The 26,998-nt window shown below is 51.2% G+C and carries 25 protein-coding genes; 14 read left to right on the top strand and 11 right to left on the bottom strand.

Annotated features, from left to right (window positions below; all coding sequences use genetic code 11):
- Positions 1-28: 28 nt before the first annotated feature.
- The 6 genes from IEV97_RS15610 to IEV97_RS15585 all read left to right on the top strand — a co-directional run bounded on the left by IEV97_RS15610 (position 29) and on the right by IEV97_RS15585 (position 6,348).
- Positions 29-1,516: an APC family permease gene (locus tag IEV97_RS15610; protein WP_188502432.1), complete on the top strand. Its 1,488-nt coding sequence runs from the start codon at positions 29-31 to the stop codon at positions 1,514-1,516.
- A 165-nt stretch (positions 1,517-1,681) separates the two neighbouring features.
- A complete protein-coding gene (locus IEV97_RS15605; RefSeq protein WP_188502431.1) occupies positions 1,682-2,629 on the top strand; it encodes an alpha/beta fold hydrolase in 948 nt (315 codons plus the stop codon).
- Positions 2,630-2,686: 57 nt separating this feature from the next.
- The gene (locus tag IEV97_RS15600) at positions 2,687-3,340 is read left to right on the top strand and encodes an alpha/beta hydrolase (protein ID WP_188502430.1); all 654 of its coding nucleotides are present in this window, start codon (positions 2,687-2,689) and stop codon (positions 3,338-3,340) included.
- Positions 3,337-3,594: a hypothetical protein gene (locus IEV97_RS15595; protein ID WP_188502429.1), complete on the top strand. Its 258-nt coding sequence runs from the start codon at positions 3,337-3,339 to the stop codon at positions 3,592-3,594. The genes IEV97_RS15600 and IEV97_RS15595 overlap by 4 nt, the downstream gene beginning before the upstream one ends.
- A gap of 2 nt (positions 3,595-3,596) precedes the next feature.
- The gene (locus IEV97_RS15590) at positions 3,597-4,736 is read left to right on the top strand and encodes an NAD(P)/FAD-dependent oxidoreductase (RefSeq protein ID WP_188502428.1); all 1,140 of its coding nucleotides are present in this window, start codon (positions 3,597-3,599) and stop codon (positions 4,734-4,736) included.
- Positions 4,737-4,749: 13 nt separating this feature from the next.
- Positions 4,750-6,348: an ArnT family glycosyltransferase gene (locus IEV97_RS15585; protein ID WP_188502427.1), complete on the top strand. Its 1,599-nt coding sequence runs from the start codon at positions 4,750-4,752 to the stop codon at positions 6,346-6,348.
- Between the two features lie 80 nt (positions 6,349-6,428).
- On the opposite strand, the gene IEV97_RS15580 is transcribed toward IEV97_RS15585, so the two are convergent.
- The 7 genes from IEV97_RS15580 to IEV97_RS15550 all read right to left on the bottom strand — a co-directional run bounded on the left by IEV97_RS15580 (position 6,429) and on the right by IEV97_RS15550 (position 14,309).
- The gene (locus IEV97_RS15580; protein WP_188502426.1) at positions 6,429-6,650 is read right to left on the bottom strand and encodes a hypothetical protein; all 222 of its coding nucleotides are present in this window, start codon (positions 6,648-6,650) and stop codon (positions 6,429-6,431) included.
- Positions 6,651-6,904: 254 nt separating this feature from the next.
- A complete protein-coding gene (locus IEV97_RS15575; RefSeq protein ID WP_188502425.1) occupies positions 6,905-7,360 on the bottom strand; it encodes a hypothetical protein in 456 nt (151 codons plus the stop codon).
- Positions 7,361-7,365: 5 nt separating this feature from the next.
- Positions 7,366-9,033 (bottom strand): DUF8614 domain-containing protein, encoded by a 1,668-nt coding sequence (locus IEV97_RS15570; RefSeq protein WP_188502424.1) that lies wholly within the window; start codon positions 9,031-9,033, stop codon positions 7,366-7,368.
- 114 nt (positions 9,034-9,147) lie between these two features.
- Complete coding sequence (locus IEV97_RS15565; RefSeq protein ID WP_188502423.1) at positions 9,148-9,888, bottom strand: LytR/AlgR family response regulator transcription factor; 741 nt, start codon at positions 9,886-9,888, stop codon at positions 9,148-9,150.
- Positions 9,881-10,744: a sensor histidine kinase gene (locus IEV97_RS15560; protein WP_188502422.1), complete on the bottom strand. Its 864-nt coding sequence runs from the start codon at positions 10,742-10,744 to the stop codon at positions 9,881-9,883. Before IEV97_RS15560 ends, IEV97_RS15565 begins: the two co-directional genes overlap by 8 nt.
- A 319-nt stretch (positions 10,745-11,063) precedes the next feature.
- Positions 11,064-13,505, bottom strand: coding sequence for an outer membrane beta-barrel family protein (locus IEV97_RS15555; protein WP_188502421.1), 2,442 nt, complete (start codon positions 13,503-13,505; stop codon positions 11,064-11,066).
- A gap of 189 nt (positions 13,506-13,694) precedes the next feature.
- Positions 13,695-14,309, bottom strand: coding sequence for a deoxynucleoside kinase (locus tag IEV97_RS15550; protein WP_188502420.1), 615 nt, complete (start codon positions 14,307-14,309; stop codon positions 13,695-13,697).
- 259 nt (positions 14,310-14,568) lie between these two features.
- Here IEV97_RS15550 and IEV97_RS15545 point away from each other — a divergent pair, with 259 nt between their 5' ends.
- Positions 14,569-14,745: a hypothetical protein gene (locus IEV97_RS15545; protein WP_188502419.1), complete on the top strand. Its 177-nt coding sequence runs from the start codon at positions 14,569-14,571 to the stop codon at positions 14,743-14,745.
- A 173-nt stretch (positions 14,746-14,918) separates the two neighbouring features.
- Here IEV97_RS15545 and IEV97_RS15540 read toward each other — a convergent pair whose 3' ends face one another.
- A complete protein-coding gene (locus IEV97_RS15540; protein ID WP_188502418.1) occupies positions 14,919-15,551 on the bottom strand; it encodes a DUF6565 domain-containing protein in 633 nt (210 codons plus the stop codon).
- A gap of 245 nt (positions 15,552-15,796) precedes the next feature.
- Here IEV97_RS15540 and IEV97_RS15535 point away from each other — a divergent pair, with 245 nt between their 5' ends.
- From IEV97_RS15535 to IEV97_RS15520, 4 genes are all read left to right on the top strand, one after another.
- Complete coding sequence (locus tag IEV97_RS15535) at positions 15,797-18,235, top strand: GAF domain-containing protein (protein WP_188502417.1); 2,439 nt, start codon at positions 15,797-15,799, stop codon at positions 18,233-18,235.
- 234 nt (positions 18,236-18,469) lie between these two features.
- Positions 18,470-19,273, top strand: coding sequence for a hypothetical protein (locus IEV97_RS15530; RefSeq protein ID WP_188502416.1), 804 nt, complete (start codon positions 18,470-18,472; stop codon positions 19,271-19,273).
- A gap of 142 nt (positions 19,274-19,415) precedes the next feature.
- The gene (locus tag IEV97_RS15525) at positions 19,416-19,640 is read left to right on the top strand and encodes a CDGSH iron-sulfur domain-containing protein (protein ID WP_188502415.1); all 225 of its coding nucleotides are present in this window, start codon (positions 19,416-19,418) and stop codon (positions 19,638-19,640) included.
- 21 nt (positions 19,641-19,661) lie between these two features.
- Entirely contained in the window at positions 19,662-20,084 is a 423-nt protein-coding gene (locus IEV97_RS15520; RefSeq protein WP_188502414.1) for a putative signal transducing protein, read from the top strand.
- Between the two features lie 53 nt (positions 20,085-20,137).
- Here IEV97_RS15520 and IEV97_RS15515 read toward each other — a convergent pair whose 3' ends face one another.
- On the bottom strand, positions 20,138-20,389 hold the full coding sequence (locus tag IEV97_RS15515) for an acyl-CoA-binding protein (RefSeq protein WP_188502413.1): 252 nt from the start codon (positions 20,387-20,389) through the stop codon (positions 20,138-20,140).
- 130 nt (positions 20,390-20,519) lie between these two features.
- Between IEV97_RS15515 and IEV97_RS15510 the strand changes: the two genes are divergently transcribed.
- Positions 20,520-22,718: a S9 family peptidase gene (locus IEV97_RS15510; RefSeq protein ID WP_188502412.1), complete on the top strand. Its 2,199-nt coding sequence runs from the start codon at positions 20,520-20,522 to the stop codon at positions 22,716-22,718.
- Between the two features lie 181 nt (positions 22,719-22,899).
- On the opposite strand, the gene IEV97_RS15505 is transcribed toward IEV97_RS15510, so the two are convergent.
- Positions 22,900-23,898 carry a zinc-binding dehydrogenase gene (locus IEV97_RS15505; protein ID WP_188502411.1) on the bottom strand — a complete coding sequence of 333 codons (999 nt, stop codon included), beginning with the start codon at positions 23,896-23,898 and terminating at the stop codon, positions 22,900-22,902.
- Between the two features lie 130 nt (positions 23,899-24,028).
- On the opposite strand from IEV97_RS15505, the gene IEV97_RS15500 reads away from it, so the two are divergent.
- Entirely contained in the window at positions 24,029-24,532 is a 504-nt protein-coding gene (locus IEV97_RS15500) for a GNAT family N-acetyltransferase (RefSeq protein ID WP_188502410.1), read from the top strand.
- 56 nt (positions 24,533-24,588) lie between these two features.
- On the opposite strand, the gene IEV97_RS15495 is transcribed toward IEV97_RS15500, so the two are convergent.
- Positions 24,589-25,809 carry a S8 family peptidase gene (locus tag IEV97_RS15495; RefSeq protein WP_188502409.1) on the bottom strand — a complete coding sequence of 407 codons (1,221 nt, stop codon included), beginning with the start codon at positions 25,807-25,809 and terminating at the stop codon, positions 24,589-24,591.
- Positions 25,810-26,226: 417 nt separating this feature from the next.
- Between IEV97_RS15495 and IEV97_RS15490 the strand changes: the two genes are divergently transcribed.
- Positions 26,227-26,994, top strand: coding sequence for a peptidylprolyl isomerase (locus tag IEV97_RS15490; protein WP_188502408.1), 768 nt, complete (start codon positions 26,227-26,229; stop codon positions 26,992-26,994).
- Positions 26,995-26,998: the final 4 nt, after the last annotated feature.

The following is a 26,998-nucleotide window of genomic DNA, read 5'->3' as shown; positions in this document are numbered from 1 at the left end:
CTGCTTAAACAGGTATAACACGGTTCCAATGCAGGGTACAGAAGAAGTAAAGAGGGTACAGCAAGAAGAAAAAGAAAGCGGCTTTAAGCGGGAAATCACGCTTTTCGATGCCATTATGATCGTGACCGGGGGTATGATCGGTTCGGGCATCTTCATCGTGACTGCCGATATATCCAGGGCGGTTGTCAGTCCGGGCAATATGCTGCTGGTGTGGGTGCTCTCGGGCTTCCTGACCATGGTAGGCGCCATCAGCTATGGCGAGCTGTCCTCCATGTTCCCGAAAGTGGGCGGGCAGTATGTATACCTGAAAGAGGCCTACAACAAGATGGTAGCCTTCCTCTACGGCTGGACGCTCTTTCTCGTGATTCAGACCGGCGTGATTGCGGCCGTGGGCGTCGCTTTTGCCCGTTTCACCGGAGTCCTTATACCTTGGTTCAGCGAAGACAATGTGCTGTTTTCGTTGGGCAGCTTTCACTTCAGCTCGGTGCAACTGCTGGCCATCGCCAGCATCCTATACCTGACGTATATCAATTCGCGCGGTGTGAAGAGTGGCAAGCTGATCCAGAACATCTTTGGCAGCACCAAGCTTATCGCCCTGTTCGGCCTGATCCTTTTCGGTCTGCTCTTCGGCATCAACGACACGGCAGTACAGGCCAATTTCTCTGATTTCTGGGGATCGGCCGCAGCGGCCGCTGGAACCAGCGAAGCGCCTCCGGTCGGTATGGCGCTGATCACGGCCATCGGCATTGCCATGGTGGGCGCCCTGTTCTCAGCTGACTCCTGGAACAACATCGGCTTTTCGGGTGACGAGATCGTGAACCCAAAGCGCACCATCGTGCTGAGCATGGTGATCGGAAGCGCGATTGTGATGGGCCTCTACCTGGTCATCAACCTGGTATACCTGCTCGTGCTCCCCCTCAACGGCGACCCGAATGCCGCGGATGTGATGGGCCAGGGCATCAAGTACGCCTCCAATGACCGTGTGGCAACGGCCGTGGCAGAGGTGATCGGAGGATACCCGGCCACGGTAGGTATTGCCATTCTGATCATGATCTCCACATTCGGCTGTAACAACGGCGCTATTCTCTCCGGTGCTAGGGTATACTATGCCATCGCCAAGGACGGGCTCTTCTTCGAGAAGATGGGGCACCTGAACAAAAACGGCGTACCGGCCGCCGCGCTGTGGATGCAGTGCGCCTGGGCTTGCCTGCTTTGTCTCTCCGGCACTTTCAACGACCTCCTCGATTATGTGATCTTCGCGGTGATGCTCTTTTATATCCTGACGATTATCGGGGTATTTGTGCTGCGTGTGCGCCGCCCGGATCTAAATCGCCCTTACAAAGCGTTCGGCTACCCGATCCTGCCGGCGCTTTACGTGCTCATCGCCTCAGGCATCTGTATCATCCTGCTAATCTACAAACCCGTCTATACCTGGCCGGGCCTGATCATTGTGGCGCTGGGTATACCGGTTTATTATTTCTTCGGCAACAAGTTCAAGGAAGACGCTGGCTTGTAAGCACTTCGCTTTATAAAAACTGAATAGCAGTCTGTCAGGTATGGCAGGCTGCTTTTTTTGTGTCGCATAATTTTGTAGGCAAAAAGAAGCGGCAGGGAAGAGAACAGTCAAAAAACAATTTCATACTTTAGTACAAACAAATAGCACACTCACAATCCGAACGCCATGCGGTTCAAGGGAAAACATGCAGTTGTAGTAGCCGGGCTAGCTATATTAAGTGCTTTTGCGCTGATGATCAGGGCGGATATACCTGCCCAAGAGCTGAAAGTCAGGTATACCACGCCGTCCTCCCGTTTTATGGATATCGCCGGTGCCGACCTGCACTACCGTGACGAGGGCCAAGGTATACCGATCATCCTGCTGCACGGCACGGCCGCCTCGCTCCATACCTGGGTTGGCTGGACGGCCGAACTCAGCAAACAGTACCGGGTGCTGCGGCCCGACCTGCCCGGCTTCGGCCTGACCGGCCCCAATGCGTCCGGCTCCTACTCCATCGACTATTACCGCGACCTGCTCCTGCACTTTATGGACAGCCTGGGCATCGAGCGGGCGCATATCGGGGGCAGTTCCCTGGGAGGGCAGATCGCCTTCGACTTTGCCGCCACGCATCCGGAACGCGTGCAGAAACTGCTTCTTGTCTCTCCGACCGGCGTCACTAATGCCAACGACAAGCGCATCACGCTCCCTTTCCGGATCGCGCAAACTCCCCTGCTGAGGCATTCGTTGCGGTATGTTACACCCCGTTTTATCGTGGAGCAGAGCCTCAGGGAAGTGTATGGCGACGATAGCAAACTAAAACCGGAAACGATCAGGCTGAGTCACGACCTGTTGCTGCGCGAGGGCAATCGGAACGCTTTGATAGACCGCCTCAACACGGTGGACACCGACAACCTGCACAAACTGGCCCAGGTACAGGCACCCACTCTGATCCTCTGGGGCGAGGCCGACGCCTGGGTGCCAGTTGCTGATGCCAGCCGTTTTCAGCAAGGTATAAGAGGTGCCCAGCTGAAGCTGTATGCGGGTGCGGGCCACATCCCGATGGAGGAACAGCCACAGGCAACTGTGCAGGACGTGCTGTCCTTCCTGGGCCAGGAAGTCGCGCAGCTCGATTAGCAGAAAAGCCGTAGCTTTGCTGCCCTACCTGGTCAAAAGCCGTAGAAGCAAAGCTGTATGAGCACCGTTTATTTTATCAGCGGACTTGGGGCGGATGAGCGCATGTTCCAGTTTCTGCATATCAAATGCCGTAACAAGGTATACGTGCGCTGGATTCAGCCCTATGACGACGAGCCACTCCATGACTATGCGGTTCGGTTGGCAGAGCAGATCACTGAACCCAACCCGGTGCTGGTGGGCATGTCCTTTGGCGGCGTGGTGGCCATTGAACTGGCTAAATTTCTGAACCCGCGCAAAACCATCCTCATCTCGAGCATTGCCAGCAGTAAGATCCTTCCCTGGTACTACCGCCTGATGGGCTTCCTGAGGCTGCACCGCATCATACCAGTGCCCTGGCTCAAGCGCTTTCATTTTATAGGTCCGCTGCTGTTTGGGGCCAGTACTAAAGCCGAAAAAGTACTGCTCAAGCAGGTGATCCTCGAAACTGACCCACACTTCCTGCGCTGGGCTATCGGACAGCTGCTTAACTGGCACCAGCCCGACCACTACGAGAACGCGGTGATGATTCACGGTACGGCCGACCGCATCCTGCCGATGGGCACTTACCCGGGCATCATCAAAGTAAAAAGGGCCGGCCACCTGATGGTTTTGAGCCACGCTTCCGAGATAAGTGCTATCTTGGATAAGATTTTAGAAGACTGCCAAACATGACAACAGATAAAAAGAAATTCATCATCAAAACGCCGGACGGACAAACTGCCGACCTCACCCACGCGACCACCCTACGGAGCAACAACCTCTACCCTTTCGGCCGTCACAACTACTCTATCTATGAAAGTCCGGAGGGCGTATTCGTGCGCGGCTACAACAGCGGTGAGCGCGAGATCATGCTGACCGGCTTCGAGATAATAGACGAGGCGACGGCCCGCAACTATACCCATACATATACCCGCGAAGACGAGTAGCCATGGAGTTGAGCTTCTGGGAAAAGGAATCGTATTTCAGCCACGTAGACGTACTCATCGTGGGCAGCGGCATCGTGGGACTGAACGCGGCGCTATACCTGAAAACACAGCAGCCCACCCTGAAAGTGATGGTGGTGGAGCGCGGCCTGCTGCCCACAGGGGCCAGCACCCGCAACGCCGGCTTTGCCTGCTTCGGCAGCCCCTCCGAGCTGCTCGACGACCTGAGCCACCACAGCGAAGACGAGGTGTTTGCACTGGTAGAGCGCCGCTGGCGTGGACTGCAGCGCCTACGCCAGAACCTGGGCGACCAGGCCATCGACTTCCACCGCTGGGGCGGTTACGAACTGTTTGAGGAAAACCAACAGCCCCTCTATGAAAGCTGTCTCGAACAAATGCCCTACCTCAACAAACAGCTGCAACAGGTAACGGGTGAGCGGGACATCTACCGCCTGGCTGACCACAAGATCAGTGAGTTTGGATTCAGGCAGGTAGCGCACCTGATCGAGAGCACCGCCGAGGGGCAGATCGACACAGGGAAAATGATACTGGCGCTCACGCAGAAGGTACAGGGTCTGGGCGTGATCGTGTTGAACGGACTGGAGATCGAACGTCTGCAGGAAGAGAGCCAGGGTATAACTGCCCTTACCAAACAAGGCATCGCTATACCTGCCCGCGCAGCGCTGGTCGCGACCAACGGCTTTGCCCGCCAGCTGCTGCCTCAGTTGCAGGTGGTGCCGGCCCGTGCACAGGTGCTCATCACCAAACCTATACCTGACCTGCGCTTCAAAGGCACCTTTCACTACGACAAAGGATTTTACTATTTCCGCAACATCGGCAACCGTGTGCTGTTCGGTGGCGGCCGCAACATCGACTTCAAAACGGAAGAAACAACTGAGATGGGACTTACAGACCTGGTGCAGCACAAACTCGACGAACTGCTGCGCGAAGTCATCCTGCCGGGCACACCTTATGAAGTAGAGCAGCGCTGGAGTGGTATTATGGGGGTAGGCCCGGGAAAGACGACCATTGTGCAGCCCGTATCGGAGCATGTGTGCTGCGCCGTGCGCATGGGCGGCATGGGCGTGGCCATCGGTTCGTTGGTAGGGGAAGAGGGGGCAAAGCTGGTGTTGGAGAGACTGTAACAAACTCATATTCATGCTCAAAGCTTCCTTCCGGCATCGATTACAGAACTACCCTTGGACGATACTGTCCGCAGTCTGGGTTATTGCAACACTTATCAATATTAATAAGGCATTTCATATTGACGATACTTTTCATTTAGAAGCAGCTGAATGGATTCAGTACAACCCATTGAGACCTATGTCTGGATATATAAATTGGGTGGATACAGATGAACCTATACATCACTTCAATCAACCTCCACTCTATTTCTATTTAATTGCTAGTGTTGGTGCTCTATTTGGTTATAATGAAATTCCACTGCACCTTCTGCAGTCAGTTTTCATCCTAATTAGTATTGTGTTTTTTTATAAACTAGCGAAATTATTTAACAAAGAATTTGCTTTATCAGCTAGTGTTTTACTCGCATTAGGCCCAGGGTTTCTCGTTAATCAGAACTTGATGACAGATATACCTATTCTTGGTATATCTATCATGTTTATGTATTATATCATTAAAGCTGACAAAGCTGATACATTTAAAAACCTTTTTATAGCTGCCTTGATCTTAAGCGTTGGTTTGCTTATAAAATATACACTTTTACCTCTTGCAATAATCCTGATGTATAAAGTTTGGCAACATAAAAAGAATAGGGTTGCGTTAGTCTTATCATTACCAGTGTTTACAATTGCCTTTTGGTCACTTGCTAACTATCTCGAATATGGAGGCTCTCATATTTTAGGAAGACCCAAAAACACACTTACCCCAGACCTACTACTTAACAACTCAGTTTCCTTTTTACTTACCCTTGGTGCAATTGCTCCATTCACTTTAATTTTCTGTGATCACTTTCTAAAGTCCTCGAGCCGTTATACAATAGTAAGAGTTTGTTTTGGTATTATTACATGCGTAGTAATAGTCTACTTATTGGTATATGGTTTACCTCTTAAAGCACCTTTCTATAGCTTGTTTTGGGTTGCTTTTTTTACCAACGGTTTGATATTGATTATCTTTCCTTATATCCTTTTGCGAAGAACCACATTGACACCTGCTATGAAATTAATCGTTCTTTGGTTTGTTGGATTAATAGGTTTCATTGTCCTCTTTGCACCTTTTATGGCAACTCGTCATTCCTTGCTAATCTTACCCCCACTGCTCATTATTATTGCCTATACCATTAAGCAAATTTCTACAAAGGCAATAGTTTTTTCAATATCCTTTACTGTACTACTAGGCATTCTACTAAGCATTTCCGATTGGCAATACGCAAATTTTTATAGAGCATCAGCTCCTGTTGTTCTAAAACAAATACCATCAAGTGCTAAGGTATGGACTGTTGGGCACTGGGGCTGGCAGTGGTATAGCAAGAAAGCAGGTATGGAGTTTTATGACTCCGAGAAATCAAAGCCAGAAGCAGGCGATTATTTTGTTGTTCCTAAGCGAGTGTATAAACAAAAAATAGAAGCTAATATGAAGTTTTCAAAAGTTGATGAAATAGTATACCCTCAGAATATGTGGAATAGTCTCACTACTGCTCATTATGCAAGGTTCTATCATACTTACCCGCAATATATACCTTGGTTTGTGAGCTTAACTCCTGTAGATTCAATTATTATATATAAAATAATTGAGTAAATAATCTAAGTTCTGTTTTTACAAACAAAAAAGTAAACCATTCGCGGTTTACCTTTTTCAATATCTATCTTCAGTACGACTTACATTCGTATCCATTGAGGCTTGGGATTAGGGTTAGGGATCATCAGGTTTTTGGCGGCATCCTTCTCCGCTCTGTAAAACTCCTGATATTCTTCTTCGCTCATTTCTTCGCGAAGCGCAATGTGAAATTTGGCCAGTTCAGGGTATAGTTGGTTGCGTTCCTGGCGTTCCTGGGGGCTGCTTAGGTTAAAATCGTAAAAGGATTTCACAAAATTTTTCATAATTAAACAGTTGATTTAAAGTGAGTTGGAAAACAGTTTTACTCCCTGCCCATTTTTAGGTTGTCTATATTTAAGGGCAATTTTCCACAATTTGCCCTGAGTGCCTGTAAACCTACAATATGCGACCCTCAATATGCTACCCTGAGGCCATCCATAAAAAAAGCCCCTGCCGATCGGAAGGGGCTTTTAATCAAAGCATCAAGTATTTAGATGGTCTACTCTGGCGAGATTTGCCATCAGATGAGGTGGTTTCGTTAATGACCGAGGTGCTTGAAGTAAAGGCCGGATGCTACCAGCAGCAGCCTGGTTAGCTCCGGAATATCCCGGAAAATGGAAATCTGGCCGTTTGCTATACTGAAGTTCCCCTGCTCGAAGCGCATCAGGGTATGGCCTGCTTCGTCGCGTAAGTCTCTGCTACTGTTCAAGGTCTTGCCCTGAAACGTGAACTGCTCCCCGGTCACCAGCGTCGTAGTGGTTTTTCCGAAGCCGGACGATTTGCTCATGCCGATCACCTCATCTCTGAAATGAATGGTGAGGTCATGCTCAAGCCAGCCTTGCCTTTGGAAGTACAGGTTGATCCGCGCTGAGCTGAAATCCGCGTCGTTGCTGGTCCAGCCCCGGAAGGCCAGTTCGCCTACCAGTCCGTTCGCATCACTTACTGTATACCTTCGGGACGTCAGATTCTCCTGTTTCCAGTACAGCAGCTCCATGCTTCCTACTTTAAGCCCAGCACGTCTACGCCCTGCTCAAACACCACGTCAACCGGTATGTTCTTCTGGCTGAGGCGGTCGAGGTCGGCCTGCAGTTCCGCACCGATCTGTCCCTGCTCGTTCAGCAATTTGCCCACACCCGCGTAGTCGCCATTACCCTGCAGCGTCAGGATCAGCTCCGACAGTTTGTCCATGGCCTCTCCCATCTTCACGTAGTTCACGCGGTACTTGCCGGTCTGTTCATCGCGCTCGAAGGCACCGTTTTCCTTGAAGAAGTTGAAGCGCACCATGTTGGCCTTGCCGTGGGCACTGGCCGCGCCAAAGCGCACCGAGCGGAAAATGCCTGCCATAAAGGTGGTATAGTAATCCTCCAGGCTGCCGCTCACTTCGCCTTTCTTGTGCAGCTGTGTGATCATGTACAGCCCCAGGATGTCGGCTTTGCCTTCCTCCAGCGCAGAGGCACGCTCCTTCAAAGCCTCGCGCACCGTGCCTTTGCCGTTGATGGTATTCTTGATGCCCAGGCCGTGCGCCACTTCGTGGAACATGGTGTTGGCGAAGAAGGCGTCGAAGGTAATGTGCTGCTTCTGGTCATCGGCGATCAGTTCGTCGGCAATGGGCAGCATGATCTTGTCGAATTTGGCCTGCATGGCGTTTTTGAGTTGCAGACGGCGCGTGCCTTTTTTCAGCTGCACCTCCTCGTCGTTTGGCAGGTTGATGGCGATGGTCTTACTACCCGCGTTGCAGTCTCCGGCGTAGTACACCACGTCGTAGGCATTCAGGTCAGAGTCGGTGCCTGGTGTCTCTTTTTTGTAGTTGGCAGGCACCGGCAGGCCGCGCTGCAGTTCCGGCAAAAAGGCGGCATACTTCTCCAGGCGCTTGCTCCAGTCCATGTCCTTGATGAGCACGTAGGCTTCGTGCGCCGCTTTGTAGCCAAACACCTTGTCCTCGTAGGTTTCGATCGGCCCGATGATGACGTCGATGCGGTTGTTCTTCATGTCCATCCAGGCCAGATCGCTGGGCTGGTAGTTGTCGTTCAGCAGGGCTTCGGCGCGCAGGGTCAGGTATTTCTTCAGCCCCGGCTCCTCGGCCAGGTTCGCGGCCTGGCGCAACAGGTTGGAGGCGCGTGTTACCTGCTCCTTGAACTGCACGTGGTAAGGCACTGTGATCAGTTGCCCCTTGTCGTCGCGTCTGAGGAAGGTATACTGGCTGGCTTTGTCTTTCAGGCTGGCCTTTTCGAACTCCTCTTTCGTCATATCGTGCGGGTAGAAGTTGGCCGCGTCCGGCTTGGGTCCCACGCCAGGTATAAAAGGCTCGTTGTTGTTGAGGCGGTCCCAGGGACCGTAGTTGATCTTCACAAACTGTTTGGCTTCATCGTCTGTCAGGGCATTCAGCAGCGAGTCTTTCTTACCATAGGCCTCATACCAGAACAATTCGTCCATGATGTTGCTTGCCTCAATCAGGAGCGGGATCATTTGCTTCTCTTTCTCGCTCAGTCCGCTCAGGTCGGAAGTGAGGCGCACGGTCGTGTACATACCCAGCTTCTGCTGCAGGTTGGTAGCAGTAGAGTCGGTCTGCACAGCCTCGGTGGACTGGGCTTCGTTGGTAGTGTTGCCGGTGCAGGCAACCGACATGGCGGCTACAGCGGAGGCGAGAATGAGGTGGCGTGATTTCATGCAGGTATAAGGTTAGTTTTATTTTTCAAGAGAAAGATACAGGATTTGAGGTAAAAGAAAAAGCCGCCACCCTGATAAAGGGCAGCGGCTTATACCTTAGATCAGCACGTCACTTTAAAGCCATTCCGCAATTTCGCGTTTGATTTGTTCCCGATAAGTGCTTCCAATCAGTATCTCTTCATCCAGTTCTATCTCAATCATATTGCCGTTAATCGCCTTGATGGCGGATTTGCGCACGATATAGGAACGGCTCACCCGCAGGAACTGCGTGGCGGGCAACTTCTCTTCAATCTTGGCCATAGTCATATGCGTCAGTATTTTTTGGTCGGGCAGGTATAGCTGGATGTAGTCTTTCATGCCTTTCACCAAAATCAGTTCTTCGGTGTTGATTTGAACCAGTTTCTTGTCCTGTTTCACCCAGAAGTTCTGTTGGTCGCTTTTGCTTTTGGAGTGCTCGTGCTCGGGTGGACTGCTGAGGGCACGTTGCATGCGCACCTGCTCGTCTACCTTGTGCACCGCTTTCAGAAACCGTTCAAAGGAAATGGGCTTTAACAGGTAATCCGCAACGGCCAGTTCGTAACCATGCAAGGCGTAATCAGGGTAGGCAGTGGTCAGGATAACCTGCAACTGCTGCGACTGGGTTAGTTTCAGCATCTCCAGCCCAGTCATTTCTGGCATGTTGATGTCCAAAAAAATAAGATCGGGTTGCTCATCACGAATGGTGACGAGTGCTTCGATGGCGTTGTCGCACACGGCTGCCAGCTGTAGAAAGGGCACCCGCGCCACATACTTAGCGATAATCTCCTGGGCGATCGGCTCGTCGTCTATAATAACGCAGCGTAGGGGCTTAGTCATGGGTTTGGAGCGTTAAACTGACTTTGTAAGAATCGGCTGTTTCGGTAATGTTTAATTGGTGCTTATCGGGGTATAACAGGGCAAGTCTGCGTTTCGTGTTCTCTATACCTATACCTGCGGTGGCAGGACGCTCTTTCCGGGTGGCAGGCTTGCTGTTTTCCACTTCAAACAAGATGGAGTCGTTATCCTGTTTCAGACTGATGTGCACCCAGGCTTTGCCAATGGTGGCGTTAACGCCGTGCTTAAAAGCGTTTTCAACAAAGCTGATGAGCAATAGCGGCACAATAGGCTTTTCGCTGTTTTCGATGTGCTCGAAATCGTAATTGATAGCCACGCGGGTATCGTGGTGGCGAATCTGCTCCAGGTTGATGTAGTCAGTCAGAAACTCCACCTCCCTCCCAACAGGTATGCGCTTGCCGCTGCTCTCGTAAAGCGAAAAGCGCAGCAAGTCCGACAGCTTGAGCACCACCTGCCCTGCCCTTTCGTTTTCCATCACCATGCCGTAAATATTGTTGAGTGTGTTGAAGAGAAAGTGCGGGTGAATCTGCGCCCGCAGAAAGTTCAGCTCCATTTCAGTTTTCTCCTTTTGCAGGAGCGCGTTCCGTTTGTTGGCTTCGTAATTTCTCTTGAAGTAGTAAAAGGCAGCGGCAATCACGTTGGGCAGCAAGACGAGCGACAATACCCAAATAAGATTCATATAGGAGAATATGTCTGCCACCGACTTGATGGTATTTGCCCCGGCGAATTGGTTGAGCCGCGCCATGTTTGGGAAAGAACTTGCCAGGAAATCTAGTGGCAGAATGATGACGGACACGCTTGCCACATATACAACCAGAAGCAGTGCTGCAAGAGCCATCCATTTTTGGTGCCTGATTAGGTAAGGTCCAACTCTAACTAATGCCAGATGATTCACATACACCATTGAAAAAAGCAGGAAGGTATAGATTAAGGTTGGCGACGCAATAAAGTTTGTGCCGAATACAAATGCATTCCCATGCAGGCAAATCAAAAAAATCAGTCCCCAAACAATAATGTCAAGTGCTTTACTTTTAAGAGAAACCATCCGAACTAAATTCCCAGCTACTGCAGTCATATAAATGTAAGAGAAGCGCATACCTACAGCCAGAGTAGGCCGCAGGTATAGGCATAAGAAAAGCTAATATAGCTAAAAAGGCTTAATTGGCTCTATTGACCACATCTTCGTTGCCCAGCTTTTTGGTGGCTGCCGTTTTCACGGTTTGCTTGCCGAATCTATACACCAAGCCCAGCTGCACCCGCCTAGCATCATCATAGCTGACGGAGCGGGTCTGAATGTTTGAGCTGTTCACTACGCCGCCGCTCACGCTGCCCCTCAGCACATCGAGCACCGCTAGGGTATACTGCAGCTGCTTGTTCAGTAGGTTTCCTTTCAGCGCTATGCGGGTATAGTGGTTGCTTACCAATTCAGCTAAGCCATAAGTAAACGGTCCTGTATAGTTGAAACCTGTTTCCAGCTTCAGGTCGCGCGGCAGCGAGAAGCTGTTTTGCCAGCCTATCGCATGGTAAAAGGTTCCAGGTATAGCCAGGCCGTCAAAGTCTTTCTGCTGCATGGCCGAGGTCATGTAGGCGCCCATACCGAATACACTGCCCGACCACCAGTTGGTCACTTGGTAGCTGTAGTTGACATTGCCCCCGACCGATGTCATGTCGAGATTCCTGTTTTTCCAGTAAGCCACCCCGTCCTGGTTGATGGGCAGGTTCAGGAACACGTTCTGCTCCTGCCTGTACTCGAGCTCCACATAGAGGTTGCTTTTGTAAATGCCGTTCAACGAGAAGGTATGCGTGTACTGCGGCAGCAATTCGGGGTTGCCCTCTTCTATCGTAAAGTCGTCGAGATAAACCCGGTAAGGGGTCAGCACACTAAAACCTGGCCGCTGCACCGTTTTGCGATAATTCAACGTCATCACTAAATCGTCTGTCATGGGGCGGCTTACCATCAGGGTTGGGAAGAAGTCGGTAAAGGTGCGGTCAACAGGCGTGCGCATGTTCACTTTGTCTTCTACCAGCATGGTGGCGTGCTCTCCCCGCATACCTGCCCGCAGGGTGGTTTTGCCCAGCTGCTTGTCCAGTGTGGTATAGCCTGCCAGAATATTCTCGGTGAACACATTCTCAAAGCTAAACGCCTCGTCGCGGATAAAGCGTCCATCCTGCAAATAGTCCTGCGTCGGTTGCGTGCGGTTGTCTGACAGAGTCATCTTGGCCCCAGCAGTCACATTCCAGTTGTTCAGAAAAGGAAGCTCCCAGTCCATCTGCCCGACCATGATGTTGGCCCTGCTCTGATTGTCGTTTCTCACCCTTCTCAAAGTCCCCAACAGGCTGCCATCAGGACCAAACATGTTTTGCGCAAGCATCTCGTTGGTAGTGTTACCTTGAATCGGTGTATAGGTGAAGATAAGGTCCAGCGACTTGCCCAGGCTATCGAGCTTACCTGTGAAGTAAAGGCTGTAAGTCTGTACATGCCGGGTGGAATACTCCCGCCCGTCTGCCAGCAAGGTGGAGTCTGTTGTGCCGTTGAGCTTCTTGGCAAAATCAATGCGCTTGCTAAGCGTGGTATTATCGTCCACTTTTGTTTGCACATAGTTAGCTTGTATACCCAGCGCGTGCTTCTCAGATAGCTTATATTCAAACATACCCCTTACCGAAGGAATGGTGTTACCGTACCGAAATAAACCATACTCACGCAGCACAGGGCCGGTGCCATTCAGCGGCACCCTGTAGCCTTCGTGCTCGGAGTGTGTCAGCGACCTGTTATAGTTGAGGTTGAGGTTGCTCACCCATTTAGACTGGCGATAGGTGAACGAGGTGCCCACCAGTCCCCTACCCCTAATACCCTGCGATAAGGTACTCCGAGCCGAGCCTGTCAGACCGAAAGCGCGGGCTTCTTTGGTGGTGATGCTGATAACAGTGCTGATGTTGGCAGGATAGCGGGAAGACGGGTTGGTGATGAAATCAATCTTTTCGATTTCGTCGCCTGTCATGGTGGTCAGCACAGATTGCAGCGTAGCGCCAGGCATCTGCACCTTGTCGAACAGAATTAGCACGCCGCCTTTCCCGTTTACTGATACGCTCTCGCCTTGCACCTGCACAAAAGGCATCGCCCGGAAAATATCGAGCAGGTTGTCGGTCTGGAACGTGCTGGATTCCACATTCACGGTATAGCGGTCGGGGCTTCGCTCCACCACCTGCCGTTGCGCCTGTACCAGCACTTCGCCTAGCTGGTTTGTATTTCGCTGCAGCTGCAAAAAGCCAACATCTTTTACAGGTTGGTCAGCCTGTATGGGAACCGTTTCGGAGTAAGCTGTCTGAAAACCAACATATCTGACCGACACCATATACTCTCCATAAGGTAGGTTCTCGAAGTCAAAAGCACCGTGCTCGTTAGTCACTTTGCCCTTTATCAAGCTGCTGTCTGTTGCTGTTAATAGAGTAACGGTGGCAAAGGGGGCTGCATTAGCAGCGTCTTCTCTCACAATGCCGCTTATCTTTCCCTGCGCCGACACAGGTACAGCTGACACAAGCGACAGGCAGATGCAGGTGAGTAGAGTAATCAGATGTTTGGGGAGAAAGGTCTGTTCCATAAGCTATTATTTTATTCACAGACCAAGAAAGCTTCCTGCCGCATCATCCCCGATTTTATTCGACGAAAGTGGCTGTAGCTTCGACGTTATATAGGGATTTCAGCATAAAAAAAGCCGCTATACCTGACGACACAGCGGCTTATACCTTATATAATACCATTGTTCGCAAATGGTACCGGCAAAATCTTATTAAAACAGACCGAACAACTCGCTGTTGATTCTTTCAATGATGCTCCCCAAATCCTCGGGGTTGGCCACGAAGTCCATGTTGTTTACATCGATCACCAGCAATTTGCCCTGGTCGTAGCTGCTCATCCAGGTATTGTAGTGCTCGTTGAGGTTGCGCAGGTAGTTGATGCTGATGTTGTTTTCGTACTCGCGGTTGCGCTTCTCAATCTGCCCGATCAGCTTTGGCAGGTCCGCCTTGAGGTAGATCATCAGGTCGGGCGCTTTCACCATGCTGATCATCGACTTGAAAAGGGCGTAGTAGTTCTCGTAATCGCGGGTGCTCATCAGCCCGGAGTCGTGCAGGTTCTTCGCGAAGATGTAAGCATCCTCGTAGATGGTGCGGTCCTGGATCACGTGCCCGTCCTTGGCCTGGATCTGCTGTACCTGCCCGAAGCGGCTGTTCAAAAAGAACACCTGCAGGTGAAAGGCCCAGCGCTCCATGTCCTCATAAAAATCCTTCAGGTAGGGGTTATTCTCAACTGACTCCAGGTATAGCTCCCAATTAAAGTGCTGGGAAAGTTTGGTGGCCAGGGTAGTTTTGCCGGCGCCAATGTTGCCGACGATCGCAATGTGCATGGTAATGGTATAATGGATGAAGAAAGCGGCTGCAAATTAAAGCTTTTTTTCGTGCCTGTTTGTCTCCGGTCCTGAAACTTACCCACGCGGTTATGCACACTGCCTACTGCCCACTGCATATCAACCTCCTATATACCTATACCTCAATACATTAATATCGCAGGTATAGCACTTCTATTGCCCCGCTCCTGCTCTGTGCGCCATCAACTCATCTGACCAGGCTGCGTAAACTGGATTGAAACCAAACTTAAATAACGCCATGACAAAGGGACACAACCAGGACAAAAACAAGTCGCAGCAACAGCCTGAGGCCAAACAGAAAGGCGGCCAGGACGGAAACCGCAGCATGCCAGACCAGAAAAAGGATAAAAGCCCGAACCAGGGCCGCAACAAAGGCGACCAGTCTGGCGGCACCAAAGGCCAGAACGCCATTTAGATTATTTGACAAAAGACTGTTTGACAAAGGACTGATTGACTAAAGAAAAACGGGATAAGCACTTTCAGGAACTTATGTGACCAGGAATTAACCCTGGCACTCTTTAACCCTGAGAAGCGTAACTGTCCTTTGTCAAATAGTCCTTTATCATGTTGTCCAGGTACACACCCTGATCACCGCTGCTCCCGCATCTGGTTATACCTGTCTTTGGCGTCGCGGCTTTTGCGCAGGGTGTTGAATTCCACTTGCAGCGCCGCCACTTTCATCTTGTCGCTGTTGGTCATCTGACTGAGCACCTGCTGCTTGCGATCGTTGAGCTGCAGGTATACGTGCTCGGCATAGTCCCAGTCGCGGAGGCTCCAGTCGGTGCGCTGCGCCCGCACGTTTTCCATGAACCTGACAAAAGCGCCGCGCAACTGACTGGCTTTGAGCTGGCCGATTTTGTTGGTGCCGGCCAGGCGGCGTTCCCAGGTTGCGGCTGTCTCGCGGCTGAGTGGCTGTCCGTAGCGCTCTTCCTTCTCAGCCTCCCACTCCTGGTACTGGTTTTTCAGCTCGCCGTACTCCTGTTTCGAGGCTTCGTTCATTTGGCTGCTGCTGCGGTCCAGGCGTTGGGTGCGTGCCCTGAACTCCTGCTTAACTGTCGGCCATTCAGCCCTTGTGATGCTGTCGCCCTGGTTTACTCTTCTGTTCATCCAGGTGCGGAAATCCTCCAGGTCCTGCTCCAGTTTCGATTTGGTCTGGGCCTGTACTTCAAGCGTGCTTATCACCATCAAAAGCATGAGGGTGGCAACAAATAGCTTCTTCATAGGTTGGTTTTATAATGTTACAGCATACTCCTTTAACACAGCTCTCCCTTTAAATATTATGCCAGAATATTCTGATGGAGCTATATTTTTTTTAATGCCGCTGCTATACCTGCACCCGGTATAACATGCCGCCTGCTATCTTTTTGTGGCTGCTTACGTTTAAAGCAGAGACAGGCATTTCGCCTGCACTGCACTTGGGATTGTGCCATACACGTTCTTCCCCCATCAAACCAAATTAAAATTATATGCGCAAATCGAGGGGCAACTTCCACGAAACCGTTGTTTCCATACCCAACCGGGACGAGATCATCCTGAGCGCCGAGCGGTTTCCGTTCAAGGCGACCCTCAGTCTGTCACCGCTGGTGACTTACTGGGAAAACAAGATCAAGACCGACCCGAACTGCAATGTGTCTCGCGTAAACGAGCTGGCCGGTCTGCTGCGCCAAAACCCCGAGCTGCTGGAGCCGATCGAAGATGTGTCTATTATCAACAAGTACATCGACACGGTCGACATCCTGATGGAGGACATTTTCCCGAGCGCCCTCTGGGAGAACGACCTGCGTGCCACAGTGCTGCCCTTTCACTTCGACAGCTTCTACGCCACACCGCGTCTGGAGGAACTCGACCTGCTGGGAGGCGGCAACTATACCCAAAAGCTTAACCTCGACCTCAAAACGCTGCTCTTCCGCCAGACGCTCTCGGCCTATACCCTGATCCTGGAGAAGTTCTACAACGCCAACTTCTTTGTGGACGAGCCCTTTATCTTCAGCATCAAAGACAAGTTCACCAAACTGGACCGGCACTACAAGCTGATCACCGACCTGAAGTTCATGAAAGTGAAGGCCAAAGGCCCGATCAAGAAACTCAGCACGCAGGAAATCAACTTCCTGATCAACCGCTACAACGACCTGGACCTGTGGATGCAGAAGATCCCACCGGAGAACTTCGAGTTCAGCGGCTTTGCCATCTATGATTTCACGGACGTGACCAACGAGTCGACTATTTCCTCGCTGCGCTACGACCTTCTCGACCAGGACTCGGTGAACACGCCGGAAGGGTTTGAAAGCCTGCAGCAGAAGCTGCGCGTGCTTTTCGGGCTACCGGGGCTGCGGCTGGGTTTGTCTTCCCTGCCCGAGCTGCACGACTTTGACCACAATTTTACCCGCAAAACCTGGAACGGGCTGGTGCTTCAAAAAGATTCCCGCATCAAACTCGAAGATTTAATGGATTCTATCTACGCGCCTGTGCTCGTAAAGGGCAATACCATTATAGTGGACGACCTGGAGCAACTGGACGAAACGAACAGGCTGGAGCAGGAGCTGATCAAGTCCGGCGTGCGCAACCTGATCATCGCGCCACTGCAGTACGAAGGCAAAACGATCGGCATGCTGGAACTGGCCTCGCCTATACCTGGCGAACTGAATGCGCTCTCCACCATCAAGCTCAAGGAGATACTGCCGCTCTTTGCCCTGGCCCTCAACCGCATGCTCGACGAGCTGCGCAGCAGCATCCAAAACATTATCAAAGAGAAGTACACGGCCATTCACCCGATTGTGGAGTGGCGCTTCACGCAGGCGGCCATCAATTTGCTCGATAAGATGGAACGCAATGTGCCGGCCGAGATCGAGCCGATCGTGTTCCGTGACATTTTTCCGCTTTACGGGGTATCGGATGTCCGCAGTTCTGCTTCGGAGCGCATCAAGGCCATACAAGGCGACCTGCTCGAGCAGCTGGTGCTGGCCAAGGAGGTGATACTGGCCGCCAAAGACAAGCTGCCGCTCTCCATTCTGGACGAGTTGATCTACAAGATAGACAAGTACTCGCAAAACATTGTCCAGGAGCTGGGCTCGGGCGATGAGGCGGTGGTGCTGGAGTTTCTGCGCAGCGAGATCGAACCGCTCTTCAATCACTTTACCCAGAAGTACCCGTCCACCCAAAAGGCCATCGAAGCCTATCGCAAGGCCACCAACAATCCGAACGGCGTGGTGTACAACAAGCGACGGGCCTACGAAGAGAGCCTATACCTGATCAACGACACCATTTCCAGCTTCCTGGACCGGGAAGAGGAAAAAGCACAGCAGATCTTTCCGCACTACTTTGAGAAGTATAAGACCGATGGCCTGGAGTATAACATTTACATCGGTGCTTCGCTACTGAACAGCGGTCATTTTGAGGAGCTATACCTGAAGAACATGCGCCTCTGGCAGCTGATGCTCACCTGCGAGATTGCTCGTCGCATCCACAAACTGCGCGCTAACCTGAAGCTGCCGCTCGAGATCACCCAGCTGATCCTGGTGCACAGCAGCCCAATCTGCATCCGCTTCCGGCTCGACGAGAAAAAGTTTGATGTGGAGGGCGCCGACAACATCCGCTACGAGATCATCAAGAAGCGGATAGACAAGGCCACGCTGCGTGGCACCGAAGAGCGCCTCACCCAACCCGGCAAGGTGGCCATCGTCTATACCCAGCCGCGCGAAGCACAAGAGTACCGCCGTTACATCGATTTCCTGCAGGCGGAAGGCTACATTGGGCAAGAGATAGAAGACCTGGAGATAGAAGAGCTACAGGGCGTGCAGGGATTGAAGGCACTTCGCATTTCAATCAATTTCCAGGAGCAGTTGCGCCACGACATCGATGCCGGCGACGAGCTGCTGCAAATCGCCCGCGCAGCCGCTCTCAATTAAAATTGCACTTTTATATAAAAAGTAACTTTTTTAACAAGAACATCTATTTAATAACAATTTATAAATCAGAATCTTACAACATATTTAAAGTTGTAAGATTCTGTCAACCCCAGCTATCTCTATAATTTTCTCTGCAGCAGTGCAATTATTTTAAAGGAAAGGGCGTTTTACCTGAGACTGCCGGGGAAGCGCCCTGTGCTGTTTATTTATTTTCACTTTTCAACTTTTAGCCAAATGAAATTGAAAAACCGTTTCTTACCCGCCATGCTCGTATTTGGCGTGGTAGCCCTATCGTCTTGCGAGAAAAACGACAGTGAGTCTTCTGCAGAGCCTACTTTTGACCGTGGCAGCCTGTCACACATCACGCTGGACTCCGCAGAGGTTACTTCTTACAATGTGGTGGGCAAGCAGCTCAGCCAGGTAAACCATTACAACCCGGAAACCGGCGAGGTAGAGAGCCTCGACAAGTACGAGCGTGACAACAAGGGCCGCCTGATCAAGAGCACCACCTATGCAGGCAAAAGCCAGACCCTTCTGACAGAGCAGCACTACACCTACAGTGACAAAGGCGAGTTGAGCAAATCGGTGTCTACTTACTTTTCAGGTGGCAAGCCGGAGTACCAGACCTACACCACTTACGCCTATGACGCAGCCAAGAAGCTGAGCAAGAAGTCCGTTTTCGAAGGCACTGAGGAGAAAGGCAAACTGAAGTCATTCTCGACTTATGAGGTGATGCCGAACGGTAACTACGCCCAGGAGAAGCAGTTTGTGATCGATGGCACAGGAGAAGCGAAGCTTTACGCAACCACAACCAACTCTTACGACTCCAACCCGAACCCACTGCATGCTTTTGCAGAGCCAGGCTCGGCCAGCAGCCCGAACAACCTGGTGCGCTCTTCTATGGAAGTGCACAACAGCCAAAAGGCATTCACGCGCTCTTACTCTTACAAGTACGACGACAGCGGCATGCCAATCAGCCAGACAGTGACATTGCCAAACGGTAAGTCCCAAACATTCAACTACGTGTACAGCAACTAAGCCTGATGCGTCAGTAGTGTCACAGCCCCCGGCCCTCCGCGTCCGGGGGCTGTGGTGTTTCTGTCCTTCTCGTGCTGCAGGCTGGCCTCTGGTAATATTGCCGTAAAAAAGCTATATTTGTTACTGTACTAAACAAAAGATAATGTCGAAGACAAAAATAACAGTGAACAGCAATGGCTCTCTGCGTGTAGAGGGTGAGTTTGAGATTGTGGACAAGAACGGTAACGTATACGGGCTTGGTGGACGCGAACTGGTTTCGATCTGCCGCTGTGGCATGTCGAAGAACAAACCATTTTGCGACGGTTCGCACAAAGGGCACTTCGAGCATGACGCTGAAGCCTTCGATCTCCCTCCCAAAAAACAATAACCGTAACACATCCTGTTCCCTATGGCAGAGCGCCTGATCACCGTTGCCACTTTCAGCCAGCCCACCGAAGCCCACATCCTGAAAGGACGTCTGGAGGCGGAGGGAATTCTCTGCTTTTTAGGCGACGAGCAAATTATAGCGGCACAGCCACTTTACTCGCTGGCAGTAGGCGGGGTGAAACTGCAGGTGACAGAAGGTGATGTGGAAGAGGCCCTCGAGTTACTGGGCCGTATAGAGCGCGGCACTAGTGAGTATATCATCGATGATAGCATTGAGTTAGCGCCTCCTACGCAGGTATACGAGGATGCAGAGGCCTGCCCGATCTGCGAGTCAAAAAACATCTCTGCCCGTGGGTTCTTTGGAGGCGTGCTCGGTATAACTTTGCCCTTCGTCAGCAAGCGCTACGGCTGCCATGACTGCGGCTATACCTGGAAAGAAAACTAAAAAAGCGCCCCTCAGGGCGCTTTTTTTATACCTGCTGTTTTCAGCTTTCGGGCTTACTTCAGGCTGTTTACCAGTTGCACATACTGCGCGCGGGCATCTTCCTGGCTCGTTCCTTCCAGACTTTTCCAGGCATCCCATTTGGCTATGTTTTTAAAATCGAAACCACCCGGACGCTCTGTGTTCACATCCCCTTCCGTAGCCTGCTTGAATAAGCTGTAAAGTTGCAGCAGAATCGTATTCGATGGTCGTTCCGTCAATTCCTTCGACTGAGCTACTGCCTGCTCAAATTCTTCTTGTGTTGCCATAGTGTATTAGATTAATCGTTTTTTTAGTGGTGACAAGGTATAAAAAAATACGCTGCATGCATAACTTTATTTTATAATTGAGTTTCCAATATTTTCCTTATTTTTATATTCTGTATAAAAAATACACACTATGAAAAAAGGACACAACAGCACGACGGCTCCGGCCCTACTGCTATCGGCTTGCTTGCTGGCGGGCACAGCCTGCAGCACCACACAACAACCCACTACAGCCGAGACGGCCACAACTGAGCAGGCGGCCGACACCACGGCAAAGGCTGATGTCGCGCAGCCGCCTGTCGCTGCCAAGAAACCAAAAGAACTCACGGCGCACGGTCATACCCGCATTGACAACTACTACTGGATGAACGAGCGCGAGAACCCGGAAGTGATCGCCTACCTGAACGCCGAAAACGCTTACACCAAGCAGGTAATGGCTGACACGGAAGCGCTTCAGGAAAAGCTCTTCAACGAGATTGTGGGCCGTATCAAGCAAACCGACGAGTCTGTTCCCTATAAGAAGAACGGTTACTTCTATTATACGCGCTTTGAGGCCGGCAAAGAGTATCCGATCTATGCCCGCAAAAAGGGGAGCCTGGATGCCAAGGAAGAGATCATGGTGAACGCCAACGAACGCGCCGAGGGCAAGAGTTACTATGCGGCCGCCGGCATGAACGTGAGCCCGGATAACCGTCTGGTCGCTTTTGGGGAGGACACCGTAAGCCGCCGCCAGTATACCCTTCGCTTCAAAAATCTGCAGACCGGCGAAATGCTGCCTGACCGTATACCCAACACCACTGGTGGTGCGGTGTGGGCAAACGACAACAAGACGGTCTTCTATACCATGAAGGACCCGTCTTTGCGTTCCTTCAAGATCTTCCGCCATACCCTGGGCACTCCCACCGCGCAGGACAAAGAGGTATACCACGAGGCTGATGAGACGTTCAACACGTTTGTGTATAAGACCAAGTCAGACAAGTACATCATCATCGGCTCTAGCAGCACGCTCTCGCAGGAGTACCGCTTTCTGGATGCCGCCAACCCAACCGCTACACCCAAGGTGGTGCAGCCACGCGAGCGCGGTCTGGAGTACAGCGTCGACCATTTCGGCGACAGCTTCTACATCCGCACGAACAAAGACGGCGCGACCAACTTTAAGTTGATGAAGACCCCGGTGGGCAAAACCACCAAGCAGAACTGGAAAGAAGTAATTCCACACCGTGCTGACACATACCTGGAAGAGGCAGAGATCTTCAAAGACTACCTGGTGCTGCAGGAGCGCAAGAACGGCCTCACGGAGCTGCGCGTGAAGAAATGGAATGACCCGAAAACAGACTATTACGTAGATTTCGGGGAAGAAGCCTATACCGCCGGCATCAGCATCAACCCCGACTTCGATAGCAAAGTGCTGCGCTACGTTTACAGTTCCCTCACCACGCCAAGCTCCACGTTCGACTACAACATGGAAACGAAGCAGAAAACCCTGCTGAAAGAACAGGAAGTAGTGGGTGATTTCGACAAGAACAACTATGAATCCAAGCGTATTTACGCCACCGCCAAAGATGGCACTAAGATTCCAGTCTCATTGGTATACCGCAAAGGCCTGAAGCTCGATGGCAACAACCCGACCCTGCAGTACGCTTACGGCTCTTATGGCATTAGCATGAACCCCGGTTTTAGCTCCGTACGTTTGAGTTTACTTGACCGTGGCTTTGTGTATGCTATTGCGCACATTCGTGGTGGTCAGGAAATGGGCCGCCAATGGTATGAGGACGGTAAGCTGATGAAGAAGAAAAACACCTTCACGGACTTTATTGATGTATCCGAGTACCTGATCCAGCAGGGCTATACCAATCCGGACAAGCTTTTTGCGCAGGGCGGTAGCGCCGGAGGCCTGTTAATAGGTGCTGTTGCCAACATGCGTCCCGACCTGTATGAAGGCATGCACGCCGCCGTACCGTTTGTGGATGTGGTCACCACCATGCTCGACACCAGCATTCCACTGACCACCGGTGAGTTTGACGAGTGGGGCAATCCGGCCAAGAAAGACGCCTACGATTACATGCTTTCCTACTCCCCTTACGACAACGTGGAGGCCAAGGACTACCCGAACATGCTCGTTACCACCGGTCTGCACGACTCGCAGGTACAGTATTTTGAGCCCGCCAAGTGGGTAGCCAAGCTCCGCGAGTTAAAGACCGACGATAACCTTGTACTCTTTCAGACCAACATGGAAGCAGGACACGGCGGCGCTTCCGGCCGCTTCCAGCCGTACCGCGAAACAGCCCTGCAGTACGCTTTCTTCTTAAAGTTGGCAGGAATCACGGAGTAGGTATAGAGTACAGGTATAAAAGAGGAAGCCCGCTGCAAATGGATTTGCAGCGGGCTTCCTCTTTTATACCTTGTCATTTCGACCTTTGGGAGAAATCTGAAATCTTGCTCGGTCTTTGAAAGACTCCAGATCTCTCCTATCGTCGAGATGACACAGGGAGGGGTTCTCTTATGGAATCAGTTTAACTCACCTTCACCACAATCTTTCCGAACTGCTTACCGGCTTCCATGTAGCGCATGGCTTGCTCGGTTTCCTTTAATGGGAAAACGATGTCTACCACTGGCTTAACTTTCTTCTCTGCCACAAAAGTGATCATCTCGGCGAAGTCCTGGTTGGTGCCCATAGTGCTACCATGTATAGCGAGTTGTTTCCAGAAAATCTCAGCCGGGTTGATCTGGCCGATCATACCGGTGGTGCCGCCATAGATCCCGATGCGACCGCCCGGCCTGGCCAATTTCACCAGTTGCACAAACCCTTCGCCGGCAGCCCCGTCGATGCTCACGTCAAATCCGCCGACTTCAGCTTTCAGCTCCTTTCCCCAGTTTTCTTTCTTGTAATTTATGCCGCCGGTTGCACCCAGTTCTTTGGCCTTTTCTATTTTCTCATCTGATCCGGATGTCACCCATACCTCTGCTCCAGCAGCTACCGCAAACTGCAAGGCAAAAAGAGCCACACCACCACCGGCACCCGTGATTAACACCCGCTCACCTGCTTTCAATCCACACTTTGTAAACATGGCACGATAGGCTGTAACGCCCGCCAACGGCAGAGCAGCCGCTTCTTCAAAACTCAGGTGAGCCGGTTTGAGGTGCAGGTTGGAGGCTTTTACTTTCACGTAGTCGGCAAAAGTGCCATCCTCGGGCATGCCGAGCACCTTATACTCCTTGCTGTGTGCCTGCGGATTATCGCCCCAATCAGTAGAAGGATCTATCACTACCTCCTGCCCCACCCAGCTTTTGTCCACACCCTCGCCAACTTCGGTCACGATACCTGCTCCGTCAGACCCCAGTATGGCCGGGTAGTCTTTGGTGAAGTAGCGGCCGTACTGTATCCAGACGTCGCGGTGGTTTAGGGCGGCTGCTTTCACCTCCACAATGGCCTCTCCGGGTCCGGCAGTAGGTTTCTCTTTCTCGATCAGTACAAAAGGGCTGTTGATGGCTTCCAGGTAAATGGCTCTCATAGTAGTTGGGTTAAGGTATAGGTATACAAAGGTATAACTTCTGCCCTAAGCTGAAAACCTATCCGAGCAGGCATTGGCTTTTTATACGGGAGCAACTATCTTCGTTGCAAGCACAGCAACATAAGCGCATATGAACACTACCTTTAGCATCCGGGAAGCAACGATCACAGACATACCGACCATTCACCGGCTGGCCGAGGCCATCTGGGAACCAACTTATCGTGCCATTCTCTCGCGGGAACAGATTGACTACATGTTTGAGGTGATCTATACCTACGAAGCCCTGGAACAGCAAATGCAGGAAGGTCAACGCTTTGTTTTATTGCTGGACGCTGCGGAGCCGATCGGTTTTGCTGCCTATTCCATGAAAGATTCCTCAGACGCTGTATACAAACTCAACAAGATATACCTGCTCCCTTCACGCCAGGGCGAGGGACTGGGCAATTTACTGCTGACAGCGGTGGAAGAAAGGGTAAAGAAGGCAGGAGCCCGTTACCTGGACCTGAATGTAAACAAGCACAACCATGCAAAAGCTTTTTATCAGCGCTGCGGCTATCAGGTACTGCTGGAGGAGGACATCCCGATCGGGCCTTACTGGATGAACGACTATGTGATGCGCAAAGCTTTGGCATAAAAAAACGGGCAGCTTTTCAGCTGCCCGTTTTGTATCACTATCCATATCGGTTCGGATTACTTCACTGCAATTGGATCTGGGTTTCCGTCCGGATCGTTCTTCACAGTGCCGCTTGTTCTAAGTGGTCCGTGCAGCAGGAGACCTGCTACGTGCGGAGACGCCATAGATGTGCCGCTGATCGTGTTATAACCACCACCTTTCCAGGTAGAGTTGATGCTCACACCAGGTGCGCACACGTCAACCGGCGGGTTGCCATAGTTAGAGAAGCTGGCCCATGAGTCAGATGAGTTCATGGCAGAAACTGTGTAAATGTTAGCGTGGTTAGCACGGGCTGGAGACGAGTTGTTAGCATGCGTAGACTCGTTACCGGCAGCCAGGGCGAACTTAATGCCTTTGCTGGCAGCAGCGATCACAGCATCATCCAATGCCTGTGAAGTTGGGCCACCCAAGCTCATGTTCGCCACGTCACCAGACTGACCAGCCGAAGCTACGTAGTCAACACCAGCAATTACGCCAGAGTAAGAACCACTACCGCGTGAGTCAAGTACTTTAACGGCTACAACCGTTGCGTCGTGGGCTACACCGATCACACCAATGGTGTTGTTTTTAGCAGCAATTGTACCTGCTACGTGTGTACCATGGCCATTGCCATCATTCGCATCGTTAGCATCTCTACCTGAAGTAAAGAAGGTTCTGCTACGGTTTACATCCACATTCAGGTCAGGGTGCGTCAGGTCTATACCTGAGTCGATCACCCAGGCAGTTTTACCGGTACCGTCACCATAACCCACACGGGCAATGCCGTAAGGCACTGTCTGGCCTGCAGAACCGCCGCCACCTGTTCCTGGCTTCGCTAGCATCACAATTCTGTCCGGCTCGATGTAATCTACACGGCTATCGCTACGGAGCGCATCCACCTGGTCATCCGACAGTTTAGCTGCCACACCCAGTATCGCCTGACCGTAAGCCTGCTCTATTGTTGCATTGGCAATACCATTTGAAGAAAGTAATTCCTGGCCCATTTCACGCACTGCACCTACACGCTCGGCATAGGTAGTAGTACCATCCAGACGCTGATTGGCATCTTTCTTAAATACTACAATGTACTGACCCTTAATAACAGCTCCATTTTGGGTAGAAGTCTGTAAATTCTCTGCTACTTCAGTTGCTTCAGGGGCCTCAGAGTCGCAAGAGGTAAACGAAACGGCAGCAGTAGAGAGAGCTGCGCCAAATAGTACAGAACGCAGAACGTTCTTAACGCGTAAGGTGTTTTTCATACTTGCAAAAATGTTAGGTTAGTTAAAGTTTTAAGGTTTATTATAAGGATAGTGAAAGCCAAACTATTGAATGATATTTATATATCCAAATAAAAGTATAATTTTTTTAAAATTTTTTTTTTGAAATACACTTGCCGATAGCTGCAGACCACACGTTGTTATAACATTTAAATTGCACTGAAATTAGCAAGCAAATTGCCGTTCATACGGCAACCAAGGCACTTTTAGGGGCGTATGCAGGGATCAGAATATTTGAAGCCGGCTTTATACGCTGTTGGCAATACAAAGTTGGTATTCAGGAAGCACTATCCTTTAAAAGTTAAATTTTAATCCTATTTTAACAAGACACCAGTGCAATTTTATTTGCATGCTATACCTACAGTTCACTATATTAACAGATGCACTAAACTCACCACTATGAACTACTCGAAAAAAACACACTTCCTTCAGTCCCTCCTCTGCGTGATGATCTTCCTCATAGGTATAGCGGGCTGTCAACCTAACACAGAAGAACAGACCAAATCCGAGAATCGCGAGACCGATACGGATGCCAAGCTGGAGCCGCTCACCTCAGAGAGTGCCGTCGCCATCCTGACCGCCTACGAAAAAGAACACGCCGACAGCCTGATCCTCATCAGCACGCGTCACGGTGATATCAAGCTGCGGCTATACCCTGAAACGCCGCTGCACCGTGCCAACTTCGTGCGCCTTACCAAAGCGGGGTTTTATGACCAGGGAGAGTTTTACCGGGTCATCAAAGGATTTGCCGTACAGGGCGGCGACTCTGATACCCGTACCTTGAAAAACGGGGCGTACAAGATTCCGCAGGAGTTCAACCCCAAATACATCCACAAGCGGGGTGCTCTGGCCATGGCCCGCTACGGCGACGAGCGCAACCCGGAGAAGGAGTCTTCTTCACACAACTTTTACATTGTGCAGGGTGAGCCCAAAACAGTTCAGGAACTAAGGGCTTTCGAGGCCAAGCACAACATGAAGTATACCCCACAGCAGATTGCGCTCTATACCACGATCGGTGGTGAACCCTCGCTGGACCAGGAGTACACGGTGTTTGGGGAGGTAATAGAAGGGATGGAGGTAGTGGACAAGATCGCCGAAGAGCCAGTGGACGGGCAGAACTGGCCACGTGATATCGTGCCCCACACGATCAAGACGATTAACCAATAGGCAT

The sequence above is a fragment of the Pontibacter amylolyticus genome (genome assembly GCF_014638845.1).
Classification (GTDB): domain Bacteria; phylum Bacteroidota; class Bacteroidia; order Cytophagales; family Hymenobacteraceae; genus Pontibacter; species Pontibacter amylolyticus.
The sequence above is the reverse complement of the archived record's forward strand: the minus strand, read 5'-3'. Positions and strand labels throughout refer to the sequence as shown.